Source organism: Agromyces bauzanensis, from assembly GCF_014645655.1.
Lineage (GTDB): Bacteria > Actinomycetota > Actinomycetes > Actinomycetales > Microbacteriaceae > Agromyces > Agromyces bauzanensis.
Genome location: NZ_BMMD01000009.1, coordinates 44596 through 56828, shown reverse-complemented (window position 1 = coordinate 56828; position 12233 = coordinate 44596). Strand labels below are relative to the sequence as shown.

The window sequence follows — 12233 nt, the reverse complement described above, 5'->3', positions numbered from 1 at the left end:
CTCGAGGCGGAGCTCAGAGCAGGATGTCGCCGGGCTGCTCGATGCGCCGCCAGCCGACCTCCGCGATCGCGGAAGGCATCCGGTCGGCGACGACGAGGTCGGGCATCACGAGCCCCGTGAGCGCGGCGATGTCGGCGATCGGCACCTGGAACGTGCGGAACGGGCCGAGCGGAGGCGCCTCGCCGGGCTCGGGCTCTCGCGCCTCGGCGGTGTCGACGAGCGGGGCCTGGTCGACCACGAATCCGACGGAGGCGAGCTGGGCGCCCGTGCTCTGGACGCCCGTGCTCTGGGCACCCGTGTTCTCGGGGCCCGTGCGCTCGGCGCCCGTGCTCCATGCGGCGATCTTCCAGAACCTCAGGGGCACCCGGATGCCGCGGTACGGCGGATCCCCGGCCGCGAGCACCGGGGCCGTGAACACGCTGAGCCGCATCCGGTGCGCACGGGCGTGCTCGAGCACGTGGTCTTCGAGGCCGAGCCACAGCTCCTTCGACTGGTTGAAGTCCGACGCCTGCGGCGCCGCGTTCGGGTAGCGGAACGTGTCGGCGTTCGCGCGCGTCGCCACCTCGGGGCTTCCCCACACCGGGTCGCGGCGGCGCACGAGATGGCCGCGGTCGAGGTCGTTGGCGGCGTAGATCTCAGGCCCCGCCTGCCAGTCGGCCGGGATGCGCTCGTCGAGCTGCCAGCGATCGCCGCGCTCGATCTCCACGAGCTGAGCGCCATCGACGTTCACGCCCGTGACCCGCGCGAGTCGCCGAGCGCAGTCGAGCACCACGGTGAAGTGCAGGTAGTCGAGTTCGCCGGATGTCGCGGCATCCGCTTCATCCACCCGCGGCATCGCCGCGGCCACCCCCAGGAACTGCGCGTCGAAGCCCATGCTCACACTCGACCATGGACCCCCGACACGGGCGCGACCAGCAACTGCGGCGTGCGCCGGAAACCTGCGTGCGGCAAGCAGGGAGCGCACGATCAGTGCGCCTGTGGCAGCATCCGTTGGCCGATCTTGCAGCCGCGGCATCCCTCGTGCGACCCTTCTCTGGGCCCGCGGGCGTCCACGCCCCCGCCCCCGCCCCCGCCGACCCGCCGCCACGCCGCCACGCCGCCACGCCGCCACGCCGCCACGCCGCCACGCCGCCACGAGAGGATCACCCCATGGAATCGCAGGCCACCCGCATGCACGCGGTCACCGCCGAGACCGCGAAGATCGTCGACCTCGTGCTCGACTACTCGCGCCGCCGCATCCTCGCGAGCGACACCCCGCTCGACAAGCCGATCTCGGAGTTCGAGCTCGACCGGCTCGCCGGCCGCACGATCGACGAAAACGGCATCGGCGCCCGGCGCGCCCTGGCGCTCTTCGAGCACGTGCTCGCCCCGGCGTGCATCACGACCGACCACCCGCAGTACCTCTCCTTCATCCCGACGGCACCGACGAAGGCCGCGATCGCGTTCGACCTCGTAGTCTCGGCGAGCGCGCTCTACGGCGGGTCGTGGCTCGAGGGCGCTGGCGCGGTGCACGCCGAGAACGAGGTGCTGGCCTGGCTCGCGAACGAGTTCGGGCTCCCGTCCACGGCGGGCGGCGTGTTCGTGCAGGGCGGCACGCTCGGCAACCTCTCGGCGCTCGTCGCGGCCCGCGAGCAGGCGCGCCTCACCCTGCGCGAGGCGGGCACGGATCACCCGGGCCGCTGGAAGGTCGTGTGCAGCGCCGAGGCGCACTCGTCGATCGCGTCCGCCGCGCGCGTCATGGACGTCGACGTGGTACCGGTGGACCCGGGCCCCGACGGCGTTCTGCGGGGCGACGCCGTGCGGGCCGCGCTCGAAGAGCACGGGGCATCCGTCTTCGCCGTGGTCGCCACCGCGGGCTCGACGAACTTCGGCATCGTCGACGACGTCGCGTCCATCGCCGCCCTCAACGACGAGTTCGGCTTCTGGCTGCACGTCGACGGCGCCTACGGCCTCGCGGCCATGCTCTCGCCGCTCGCGCGCGACCGCTTCGCGGGAGTCGAGCGCGCCGACTCGCTCATCGTCGACCCGCACAAGTGGCTGTTCGCGCCGTTCGACGCGTGCGCGCTCATCTACCGCGACCCCGAGACCGGGCGCCGCGCGCACACGCAGCACGCCGAGTACCTCGACACGCTCACCGAGACGAGCGAGTGGAGCCCGTCGGATTACGCCGCGCACCTCACCCGGCGCGCGCGCGGCCTGCCGCTGTGGTTCTCGCTCGCCACCTACGGCGGTGCGGCGTACCGCGACGCGATCACGGGGTCGCTCCAGCTGACGCAGGACATCGCCCGCGAGATCTCGTCGCGCGACGGCGTGCGGCTCGTGCGCGACCCGCAGCTGTCGGTCGTGGTGTTCGAGCGCGAGGGCTGGTCGCGTGAGGACTACGCCGCGTGGTCGGCGCGGCTCCTCGACGAGCAGCGCGCCTTCGTCACGCCGAGCTCGCACGCCGGCCGGCCCAACACGCGGTTCGCGATCGTCAACCCGATGACCACGTTCGAGCAGCTCGTGGGCATCCTCGACACGATGGCGTGAGCCGAGCTGATGCCGCGGGCTCCCCGCCCCTGTTCAGAATTCAGGACCTCGCACCCGACTTCCCGCACTGCGGTGCTCCGAAACCCCGCCTGACCGCTCGGTACGCGCCTGTCCTTCCCGAATTCTGAACACGGAGCGACCGTGATATTGAACATTTCGGTTCAGTGATATACACTGAACCAGATGGTTCAGCAACAGGCACTCGATCGGGCGTTCGCCGCCCTGTCCGACGAGACGCGCCGCGGCATCCTGACCCGCCTCGGCGACGGACCGGCGACGATCACCGAGCTCGCGGATCCGGCGGGCATGACCCTCACCGGCATCCGGAAGCACGTCGACGTGCTCGAGGCCGCTGGCCTCGTCACGACCGAGAAGGTCGGCCGCGTGCGACAGGTGCGGCTCGGCACCGAGCGTTTGGACGACGCGATGGCATGGATCACCTTCTATCAACGGCTCTGGGAGCGTCGACTCGACGGTCTCGAGACCTACTTCACCCTCCGGAACGGAACGAAAGGAACGGAATCATGAGCGAGACCAGCGAGACGACAGAGACCATCGGCCTGCGGCTGCAGCGACAGCTGGCCGCCACGCCCGAGGAGGTCTTCGACGCCTACACCGACGCCGAGAAGCAGAAGATCTGGTTCTCGATCCTCGACGAGGAGCCCGGCGTCGTCGAGATCGAGGTCGACCTGCGGGTCGGCGGCACGCAGACCGCCGTCTGGGGCCCCGACCGCGACACGCTCTTCCGCGAGACGCAGACGTTCCTCGAGATCGATCGCCCGAACCGGCTCGTCACCGAGTCGACGGGCAGCGAGCCCGATGGCAACTCGATGACGACGCACATCGTCATGACGTTCGAGGCCAACGACGGCGGCACGCTCGTGACCGTCGAGCAGACCGGATTCCCGACGCCCGAGGTGCGCGACTTCTTCGAGACGATGGCCTGGGTCGGCGGCTTCGACCGCCTCGAGGTGTACCTCGTGCGCTACGCGGGGGCCTGAGGCCGCGGCATCCGCTCGCCTGGGCCGGGCGGCGACGCGCCCGCGCGGGTCTCAGCCGAGCCGCTCGGCGAGCCCGCCGACATCGTCGAATACGCGTTCAACGAGCACGAGGGCGGCGCGGCAGCGCACTGGCTATGGCAACCGGTCGGTGAGGCCGACCGAACGCTCGACGTGGCACAGGAACGGCACCTCGGGCATCGCCGCCAAGAGTCCCTCCGAGAGGCCCGCCGCGGCGATGGCGATGCCGCCGCCCTGGCTGCCGCCGCACACCGTGACGTGCGCGGCGTCAACCCGGTCGAAGGTGCGCGGCGTCGACCGCCGTAGACGCGGAGCTCATCGACGGGCAGATCGAAACGGGGCACGACTCATCCTTCCGGTCGGGGCGCGGCGGGACACGCGCTGCGGCGGTGTGCGGCGTCGCTCAGCGTAGCGGAGGTCACCGTTGCCGGTCGACGGGATGCCTGCCACCCCCGAGCGCCGGCGTCGCGCGACGCACGACCATCGTGCCGCTGATCCGGTCGTACGGCGTGCGCCCACCGGCGACGAACAGCGACACGATCCAGACCAGCGGGATGACGTAGGCCGCGGCCGTGAGCACCCAGGCACCCACCGATACGCACGACTCGACCCTACCGGCGCCTGGACATCGGCGTATCGTGGCGCGATCGTGGCGCGCATCCGGCTCTAACGAGGAGGGAACCCATGCTGTTCATGCGCGAGCGAGCGGATGCCTCGACCGACGACGTGGACTGGAACGAGACCGCGGTGGACCGCGCCCGAGTCCGGATCGATCGCCGTGACCGCCACCCCGGCCCGAGGCCCGGCCACGGTGACCACGTTCCAGGTGGTGCCGCCCGATTCGATCCGGATGACCCGGGCGGTCGTGAATCCCATTCCCGCCGGACAGGCGGGCGCCGACATGCTGACCGATGTCGACTTCGGCCACCACGAGGTCAGCTTCTCCCGGGTGCAGTGGTTGGAGGTTCCCGGCCCGCCCAGCGCCGTGCACGGCTACTTCCGCTTCGGCAACGGCACGGCCATGGACCTCGAACACCACCCGAACCCGAACTTCGTCACGCTCCGCCCCGACAACCACTTCCTCCACGACCAGTGCGGCAGCGGCTTCCCACTCGCGCCGCCCTTCCGACGGTTCTTCCCGCCCCCGAGGTTCTTCGGCGGGGGATGGTTCTGGTCGATCCCCAATCGGTTCAGGATCGTGGGCGGCGCTGGCGGCGGCACGCCGTTCGTCACCACGATCCAACTCTTCCTCGTGGATTCCTCAGGCACCACGACGGTGAGCAAGCAGGGTGCGAACACCACCCGGACATCGGTGGGGGCGGTGACGTGAACAAGTCGAGGGGGCTCGAGCTCGACCTGCACGTCGAGATCGCTCGCGGAGCGGGGCGCCGCACGCTGCTCGAGGTCACGTTGCGCCTCACCAATACCGGCGGGACCCACCGCATCGCCGTGCGTCTCGGCGAGCAAGTCAGCCCCACCGTCGAGTTCGAGGTGCAGCAGGCGACAGAATGATCGGGTGACCGATCACATCTTCATCGCCTGACCCGCCTCCTGGAACCACATCGTCGAACTCGACCGGCTGCCGGAGCCCGTGCCGCACATGCAGTTCGCACTCGGCGATTGGGAGACGGTGGGAATTCCACCGTCCCTTCATCGAGGCGGCAGACGCGATCTTCATGAACACCGACCGCATCGGCGACGACCCGCTGCCGTTCAGGGGGCGGTGCATCGAGGGCGACGCGTCGCTCCTGGTCTGCACGCTGGGGGCCGACGGCGCGATCGCGGTCGAAGAGCGGATGACCCGCCACGCCGTCGCCGCGGCCCCGTCGAAGTGCTCGACACCAACGGTGCGGATGACGCGTTCATGGCGGGCGTTCTCGATGCGACGCTCGCAGGGTCGCCGCTGCCCGAGGCGTTGCAGGCGGGGGCACGGCACGCGGCATCCGTGCTCACGACGCGGCACCTGCGCCCGCGCCTCGACGCGCTGATCGGCGGAGCGCCGGCGAGAGTCCTCCATTCCGAAGTGCCGACACTCCGGCACCCCGGCACCCCGGCACCGACATCCGAAGCGAAACAGTCGACGACTAGCGAACCGCGTTACATCGGCCGCACGTTCGCGTTGTCGCGGAACAGGTTGTCGGGGTCCACCTCCGCCTTGATCGACCGGAGCCGCGCGAGCGTCGCGGGCGGGAACACCGCCTCGACCTGCTCGTCGTCCTGCCGGGTGTCGAAGCTCAGGTAGGCGCCGTCGACGTGCGGGGCGATCAACTCGCGCCACAACTCGTCGGTGCGAAGGCGCGCGGTGCCGAGCGCCACCACGGAGAACTCCGACGAGCGGTGCGCGAAGGCCGTGGCATCCGCCGCCACGTCGTGCACCGCGCCGCCGACCGCACGCAGCTGGAAGAAGTACGTGCCGCCGTCATCGAGGAACCGCGCGGCGTCGCGGGCGAACTCGGGCGTGACTCGGCCGATGAGGCCCGAGAGCGACAGTGGCTCCCCCTCGGCGCCGTGGGCATCGTCGGAGGAGTTCGAGATGACCTGCCGATAGCTCGTGATGCGCACGTCCTGCGCAAGGAGCGGCGCCACCTCGGCGAGCGGCTGCAACCGCTCGAGCACCGTCGCGGGGTCATCGGAGTCGACGACGGCCATGACCTGCGCCACCCGAGTCTGCCCGGGAGCCGCGCCGCCCATGATGAGGAAGCTCGTCAAGTCGCGCGGCGCGTCGACGACCCAGTCGCCCCACGCCTGCAGGAACCCGACCGTGTCGCTCGCGTCGAAGGCGAGCTGGGCGAAGCCGACGTCACCGACCTCGTCGACCTCGAACTCGAACGCGGTGACGATGCCGACGTTCGCGCCGGCGCCGCGCACGGCCCAGAAGAGCTCCGGATGCTCCGCGGCATCCGCTCGCACGATGCGACCGTCGGCGAGCACCAGCTCGGCGGCGCGCAGATGGTCGATCGTCAGGCCGTGCTCGCGCACGAGCCAGCCGATGCCGCCCGCGGTCGCGAGTCCCCCCACGCCGACCCCGCCGTAGTCGCCCGACGAGAGCGCCCAGCCGTGCGGGGCGAGGAACTCGGCGACGTCCTTCCATCGTGCGCCCGCACCGATGCGCACGAGCCGCGACGACGCGTCGAGTACCTCCATGCCGTCGAGACGCGACACATCGATGACGATCCCACCGTCGTTGGTCGAGCGGCCGCTGATCCCGTGGCCGCCGCTGCGCACGCCCAGAGGCAGGCCGCGATGCGTGCGTGCGTACCCCACGGCGAGTGCGACCTCCTCGGGGGTGCGGGGCCGGAGCACGAGTCCCGGTGAGCCGCCTCGCAGGTACGTCGACCGCACCCGCGTGTAACCGGCGTCGCCCGGCTCGATGGCATCCGCGGCGAGCGCGGGCGGGAGTCCGTCGTAGTCGATCCCGTCGCGGCGCTTCGCGCGCACCGCCGAGCTGCGGGCGACCCAGGTGGACGGCGCGACGACGGTGGCGGCATCCGATCGCCTCAGCTCTCGGGCGACCGCCTCCCGGAGGGCTGGCGCCACCTCCACGGCGAAGTGCTGGATCGTGCCGGGATCGTCGCTCGCAAGGATGAAAGTGCCGACGCCGTCGTCGACCACGTACGGCAGCAGCTGGTCGACCCACTGCTCGGCCGGTCCGTCGAGGAATCCGCCGCCAGAGCCCGCCGAGAACCGCCCGCCGACGTTCACGATGCGGCGGATCTCGCGGGGGTCGCGCCCGGCCGCCCGGGCGGCCTCGTCGATGGTCGCGTTGCCCTTGGCGAAGTCGCCCGGCTGCAGGTACGCGAGCGAGGGGAGCCAGCCGTCGCCCTTGCGCCCGACGAGGCGCAGCATCCGGGGCTTCAGCGCGCCGATCCAGATCGGGATGTTGTGCGCGGGTGCCGGTCCACGCTTCGCACCGCTCACCCGGTGGTACCGGCCGTCGACCTCGAAGCGCGTGCGGTCGCCCTGGTCCCAGATTCCGCGGATGATGTCGATCGCCTCCGACAGTGCGTCGACGGCCTGCCCCGGCGTGAGCCGGCGACCACCCATGGCCTCGATTGCGTCCCAGAACCCACCGGCCCCCAGCCCCAGCTCGAAACGACCGCCCGAGAGCAGGTCGAGGCTCGCCGCAGCACGAGCGAGCACGGCGGGCGGGCGAAGCGGCACGTTCGCGACGTTCGCCGAGAGGTGGATGCGCTCGGTGCGTGCCGCGACCCACGTGAGCAACGTCTGGGTGTCGTGGAACGCCGGCTGGTAGGGGTGGTCCTGGAAGGTGACGAGGTCGTAGCCGGATGCCTCGCTCAGCTCCGCGAGGCGAACGGCCGCATGCGGCGGGCCGTTGCGCGGCGTGATGAAGGTGCCGAACTGCAACTCGTGGCCGTAGTACATCGTGCTCCGATCGATTCGTGGCGAGTGTGCGCTGCTCCCATGGTGGTGCACCGCGGTCGGCATCGCGAGGCGGTGGCTAGCCGCCGCAACCGGAACGGCGCGACGCGGGGCTTGAGTCGACGGGCTCAGCCTCTGGCCTCCGGCCTCGCGACTGCGCTACGTTGACGCCAGGGGACCGGGCCACCCGGCTCGGCGGGACGAGAATGGACTCCACATGAACTTCCTGCAGGGCATCTGGGACTGGTTCTGGCTGCTGTTCTGGATCTTCGCGTACATGGTCTACCTGTTCGCGCTCTTCTATGTCATCTTCGACATCTTCCGCGACCGATCGCTCAACGGCTGGCTCAAGGCGGTCTGGCTGATCTTCCTGGTGTTCGTCCCGTTCATCACCGCGCTCGTCTACGTCATCGCGCGCGGCAAGGGCATGGCGGAGCGGTCGGCGCGCAAGCAGGTGGAGTACCAGGAGTACAGCGACGCGTACGTCCGCTCGGTGTCGTTCGCGAGCCCGACCGACGAGATCGCCAAGGCGCAGGCGTTGCGCGACCAGGGCGTGATCACGCAGGGCGAGTTCGAGGCGCTGAAGGCGAAGGCACTGGGCGACAAGTACTGAGACGACCGTGCCGGCGTTCGACCGCCGCACGTTCCTCCTCGCCGGAACGCTCGCCGTAGCCGGCGTCGGGCTCGCGGCGTGCACGGACCGCCGCTCACCGTGCGCGGGGGCGGCCACAACTATGCCGGGCTGTCGACGACGACCGGCCTCGTCATCGACCTGTCGCGGCTTTCGTCGGTACGGGTCGGATCCGACGGCCGCATGACGGTGGGCGGCGCTGCGACGAACGCCGACATCCTCGCCGCGACGCGCGACGGCGGGTGGCTCCTGCCCGGCGGCACGTGCCTCAGCGTCGGGGTCGGCCGGCTCGTGCACGGCGGCGGCATCGGGTTACCACTCGCGCTGGGCGGGCCTCACGAGCGACCGTCTCCGTTCGGTATCCAGGCGACCCCGGCCGGCGACGACGGGCCGCGAAAGACGTCTTCGTACGCGGCCAGTTCCTCGGCTCCGAGGACGACTTCATGGCGATCGTGGCGCCGCTCCTCGACGAGGCCACTCCCCCGCCGTCGAGCCGCGACATCCGCGTTGAACCGTTCTGGGAGGTTGCACCCCGGTTCACGAATCCCGAGTCCGAGGACCACTCGTGGGGTGACATCTCGCGGTACGCCGATGCACCGTTGCCCGAGGCGGCGCTGCAGCGCATCGTGGATGACCGAGTTGCTGCGTCCGACGCCGGTCTGGGCGAACCTCACGGATGCCGCGCTCGTCGCCGACCTCGAGGGGTGGACGAGCGCCGCGACCGATGTGCTCGAGGCGCACACCCCCAGAGAGAGTTACCAGAACTTCCCGAATCGGGCCATCGAGGACTGGCCGCAGCAGTACTTCGCCGAGAACCTCGGCCGGCTTCGCGCGGCGAAAGCCGAGTGGGATCCTGCCGGGGTCTTCACGTCCGCCCAGGCGCTGACCGGCGGCGACTGACGGCGAGGTCCGACCGACGGAGCCTGACCGGCGCGGACCCGCTTCGGCCGGAGGGTCGGCTCAGATCGCGCGGTGATCCACGAACGGCATGCGCGGCCCGCGCCGCGGCCGGTCGCGAACCCCGGCCGCGCCGAGCAGGCGCACGACGCGGTATCGATGCCCGGCCCACGGCGCCATGGCCTCGACCATCTCGGCATCGGTCATGTCGCGGCCCCACAGGGCGTGGCCCACGTAGTTCGACAGGTGGTAGTCGCCCACCGAGAGGGCATCCGCGTCGCCGAGAGCGCGCTGCGCCACCTCGGCGGCCGTCCAGGCCCCGATGCCGGGCAGCAGGGTGAGGCGCGCCGCGGCATCCTCCGGGCTCATGCCGACCGCCTCCTCGAGCCGGGCCGCGTAGCGCGCTGCGTTGACGATCGTGCGGGCCCGACGCGGGTCCACGCCGGCGCCGTGCCACTCCCACACGGGAATGGATGCCCAGCGCTCGGGGGTCGGGACGACCACCATTCGGCGCGGTGTGGGCCCGGGCGCGGGCTCGCCGAACCGCCACACGAGTCGCCGCCACGAGTCGTGCGCCTGCAGCGTGATGACCTTCTGCTCGAGGATCGCGGGCACCAGGGCGTCGAGCACGCGCCCGGTGCGCGGGATGCGCAGGCCGGGATTGCCCCGGTGCGCGTCGTCGAGCATCCGGATGCCGGGGTCGAAGCCGGTCGGATCGTCACGTTCCCCGAGGAGCTCGGGCGCCGACGCGACCGCCGCGCGCGCCCCCGCGCCCCAGCCCTCGCAGCGCAGCTCGTCGGGGGCCGGCTGCGTGTACCGGAGCGCGGCCGCGCCCTCGTCGGTGCGGGTCGTGCGCCATAGCCCGCCGGCGGCGTCGACGTGGAAGGTGGGGTCGCCGGGCCCCCGCCGCAGCGACCCGATCGTCTGGTGCAGGTCGGTCGGATGCCGCGGGCTCCAGGTCAGGGCATGCTCGGCGATCACTGCTCCAGTGTGCCCCACGCGCCTGACAGCGACCGACGGGCATATGCCGCCGCAATCGTCACTTCCAGTTGTGGCGAACCGACTTCCGGCGCGGGTACTGGGCCTGAATGAAGGCCATCACGATCCCCGCTGCGATGAGGGCGGCGCCGAGCGGCGGGAGGATTCCGCGAACGAACAGCAGGGCGAGTTCGAGCGCGATGCGGATGGTCTGGCCCAGCCCGACGGCGCCGAGATCCAGCTGGTCCAGGAACACCGGCCCGAAGACGAGCAGCAGCGCCCCGACCACGGCTACCACGATTCCCCACCAGAGCACCTTCGCCGGCGCCCCCTGCATGGAGAACTGCTTCGGCTTCTCTGCGATGGATTCGGTGTCGATTGCCCCCATGATCCAGCACCATACCGGGCGAAGCGACCTGCTGTCACCGAATCGGGGGGCGGACGACCGGCGGCCGAACAGGCCGAGCAGCAGCATCACGAACCCCAACTCCTCGAGGCCGAGCGCGAAATACACCGCCAGCAGCACGCTGAACGGGATGAACACCATCTGACACGAAGATCCGGATGAGCGTCGGGAACCCGGCCGCAGCGGCCAAGAACAGGGCGCGGGGCATCCGTCGGGAGAGCTGCCGTCGCGCTCGCGTCGTCCTGCGCCCTGGGCATTGCCGTGGCGTCGGTGGCCCCCTCGGCGCGCACCGCCGAGATCGTGTCGGTGGCGGCCGTGTTCCCCCTCGTGCACGTGCAGCACGGGCTCACCGCCGCATGAATAAGGATGCCGCGACGGTGCCGTGGTTCGACCTGGCCGTGCTCGCGGCGTGGGGCGCGGCGGCCGGCGCCGGTGCCCTCCTGCTGGAGCGGCGACGCGTCAGGCGGTGACGGGCGCGGCGGCTCGGAACGGGACGATCATCACCGGTCCGCCGGCGTTCATGAGCAGATCGTTGTTCGTGCGCCCCAGCGGCCGGAAGCCCTGCACGCCGGGGGCGGTCGGCCGCCCGCTCACCGTGACCACGGCGCGGCGTGACACCGCGGCGAGCGCCTCGCCGGGCGACGAGGTCGACCGGCGCACCACGATGCCGGCCTCGAGCTCGCTCGTCTCGGGGAGTTCCCGCACGAGGCCGAGGGCCCGTTCGTCGTCGGTCGAATCCGGCCCGCCCGAACGGATGAGCATGAGGCGCTCCCCGAGTCGCACGGCCTCGTGCGCGGCGAAGCGCACCGGGTCCATCCAGCCGGGCTCGTCGCCGACGCCCACGGCCACGCCGCTGCGGCCGGGTGACGCCGAGACGGGAACGATCGTCGTCGGCACGGGCGCCATTGCCGCGAGCTGCAGGCTCCGGGAGCCCAGCGCATGGCCGTGGAAGGACCCCGCCTTGTGCGTGCCGATCGCGACCGATTCGAACGCGGACGCCTCGGAGGCGAGCACCAGCATGGGCGCCCCCACGGCCACGCGGGCGCTCACGGCGACGGCACCGGCCTGCTCGCGCGCGTACTCGAGCTCGCGCGCGGCGGTCTGCTCGGCAGTGCTGCGGAGTTCCGTGAGGTCCCGATCGCTGATCGTGCCCCACTCGTCGTCGACCACGAACAGCAGCGTGACATCCGCCCCGATGTCCTCAGCCCGTTCGATCGCCCACGCCACCGCCGCCCGGCTCGCGATCGAGCCGTCGACGCCGACGAGGATCGCCCGTTCCATGCTTCACCGTCTTTCCTGCGATGCGACGCGGCGAAGGCGCTGCCGCGATGTTACCGATCGCTTCGTCCCAGCATCACCTGATCGCGCATCGCGCATCGGGCCATTGGTCCCT

At 71.3% G+C, this 12233-nt stretch carries 14 protein-coding genes and 2 pseudogenes; 9 read left to right on the top strand and 7 right to left on the bottom strand.

Features of this window, described 5'->3' with window-relative positions; genetic code table 11:
* Nucleotides 1-13 precede the first annotated feature (13 nt).
* Nucleotides 14-874, bottom strand: coding sequence for a DNA/RNA non-specific endonuclease (locus tag IEX31_RS09365; RefSeq protein ID WP_229662225.1), 861 nt, complete (start codon nucleotides 872-874; stop codon nucleotides 14-16).
* A 275-nt stretch (nucleotides 875-1149) separates the two neighbouring features.
* On the opposite strand from IEX31_RS09365, the gene IEX31_RS09360 reads away from it, so the two are divergent.
* From IEX31_RS09360 to IEX31_RS09350, 3 genes are all read left to right on the top strand, one after another.
* Nucleotides 1150-2529, top strand: coding sequence for a pyridoxal phosphate-dependent decarboxylase family protein (locus IEX31_RS09360; RefSeq protein WP_188743165.1), 1380 nt, complete (start codon nucleotides 1150-1152; stop codon nucleotides 2527-2529).
* Nucleotides 2530-2712: 183 nt separating this feature from the next.
* Nucleotides 2713-3057, top strand: a complete 345-nt coding sequence (locus tag IEX31_RS09355; protein ID WP_188743164.1) for an ArsR/SmtB family transcription factor — start codon at nucleotides 2713-2715, stop codon at nucleotides 3055-3057.
* Nucleotides 3054-3530, top strand: a complete 477-nt coding sequence (locus IEX31_RS09350) for an SRPBCC family protein (protein WP_188743163.1) — start codon at nucleotides 3054-3056, stop codon at nucleotides 3528-3530. The genes IEX31_RS09355 and IEX31_RS09350 overlap by 4 nt, the downstream gene beginning before the upstream one ends.
* Before the next feature lie 132 nt (nucleotides 3531-3662).
* Here the strand turns inward: IEX31_RS09350 and IEX31_RS09345 are convergent, their stop codons facing one another.
* Both IEX31_RS09345 and IEX31_RS09340 read right to left on the bottom strand, forming a co-directional pair.
* Nucleotides 3663-3800, bottom strand: a complete 138-nt coding sequence (locus IEX31_RS09345; RefSeq protein ID WP_188743162.1) for an acetylxylan esterase — start codon at nucleotides 3798-3800, stop codon at nucleotides 3663-3665.
* A gap of 166 nt (nucleotides 3801-3966) precedes the next feature.
* Nucleotides 3967-4128: a hypothetical protein gene (locus tag IEX31_RS09340; protein ID WP_188743161.1), complete on the bottom strand. Its 162-nt coding sequence runs from the start codon at nucleotides 4126-4128 to the stop codon at nucleotides 3967-3969.
* A 198-nt stretch (nucleotides 4129-4326) separates the two neighbouring features.
* Between IEX31_RS09340 and IEX31_RS09335 the strand changes: the two genes are divergently transcribed.
* The 3 genes and pseudogenes from IEX31_RS09335 to IEX31_RS19445 form a co-directional block, all read left to right on the top strand.
* Nucleotides 4327-4878, top strand: coding sequence for a hypothetical protein (locus IEX31_RS09335; RefSeq protein WP_188743160.1), 552 nt, complete (start codon nucleotides 4327-4329; stop codon nucleotides 4876-4878).
* Nucleotides 4875-5060: a hypothetical protein gene (locus tag IEX31_RS09330; RefSeq protein ID WP_188743159.1), complete on the top strand. Its 186-nt coding sequence runs from the start codon at nucleotides 4875-4877 to the stop codon at nucleotides 5058-5060. The genes IEX31_RS09335 and IEX31_RS09330 overlap by 4 nt, the downstream gene beginning before the upstream one ends.
* 88 nt (nucleotides 5061-5148) lie before the next feature.
* Nucleotides 5149-5451 (top strand): annotated as a pseudogene (locus IEX31_RS19445) (hypothetical protein); the annotation flags it as partial.
* A 194-nt stretch (nucleotides 5452-5645) separates the two neighbouring features.
* On the opposite strand, the gene IEX31_RS09320 reads toward IEX31_RS19445, so the two are convergent.
* Complete coding sequence (locus IEX31_RS09320) at nucleotides 5646-7931, bottom strand: LLM class flavin-dependent oxidoreductase (protein ID WP_188743158.1); 2286 nt, start codon at nucleotides 7929-7931, stop codon at nucleotides 5646-5648.
* 214 nt (nucleotides 7932-8145) lie between these two features.
* Between IEX31_RS09320 and IEX31_RS09315 the strand changes: the two genes are divergently transcribed.
* The 3 genes and pseudogenes from IEX31_RS09315 to IEX31_RS18835 all read left to right on the top strand — a co-directional run bounded on the left by IEX31_RS09315 (nucleotide 8146) and on the right by IEX31_RS18835 (nucleotide 9459).
* The gene (locus IEX31_RS09315; RefSeq protein ID WP_188743157.1) at nucleotides 8146-8541 is read left to right on the top strand and encodes an SHOCT domain-containing protein; all 396 of its coding nucleotides are present in this window, start codon (nucleotides 8146-8148) and stop codon (nucleotides 8539-8541) included.
* Between the two features lie 78 nt (nucleotides 8542-8619).
* Nucleotides 8620-8859 (top strand): annotated as a pseudogene (locus IEX31_RS19560) (FAD-binding protein); the annotation flags it as partial.
* A gap of 330 nt (nucleotides 8860-9189) precedes the next feature.
* Nucleotides 9190-9459: a BBE domain-containing protein gene (locus IEX31_RS18835; RefSeq protein ID WP_229662224.1), complete on the top strand. Its 270-nt coding sequence runs from the start codon at nucleotides 9190-9192 to the stop codon at nucleotides 9457-9459.
* 60 nt (nucleotides 9460-9519) lie between these two features.
* Here IEX31_RS18835 and IEX31_RS09305 read toward each other — a convergent pair whose 3' ends face one another.
* The 3 genes from IEX31_RS09305 to IEX31_RS09295 all read right to left on the bottom strand — a co-directional run bounded on the left by IEX31_RS09305 (nucleotide 9520) and on the right by IEX31_RS09295 (nucleotide 12121).
* A complete protein-coding gene (locus IEX31_RS09305; protein WP_188743155.1) occupies nucleotides 9520-10437 on the bottom strand; it encodes a DNA-3-methyladenine glycosylase family protein in 918 nt (305 codons plus the stop codon).
* 58 nt (nucleotides 10438-10495) lie between these two features.
* On the bottom strand, nucleotides 10496-10960 hold the full coding sequence (locus IEX31_RS09300; protein ID WP_188743154.1) for a hypothetical protein: 465 nt from the start codon (nucleotides 10958-10960) through the stop codon (nucleotides 10496-10498).
* Between the two features lie 339 nt (nucleotides 10961-11299).
* Nucleotides 11300-12121 carry a universal stress protein gene (locus tag IEX31_RS09295; RefSeq protein WP_188743153.1) on the bottom strand — a complete coding sequence of 274 codons (822 nt, stop codon included), beginning with the start codon at nucleotides 12119-12121 and terminating at the stop codon, nucleotides 11300-11302.
* Nucleotides 12122-12233: the final 112 nt, after the last annotated feature.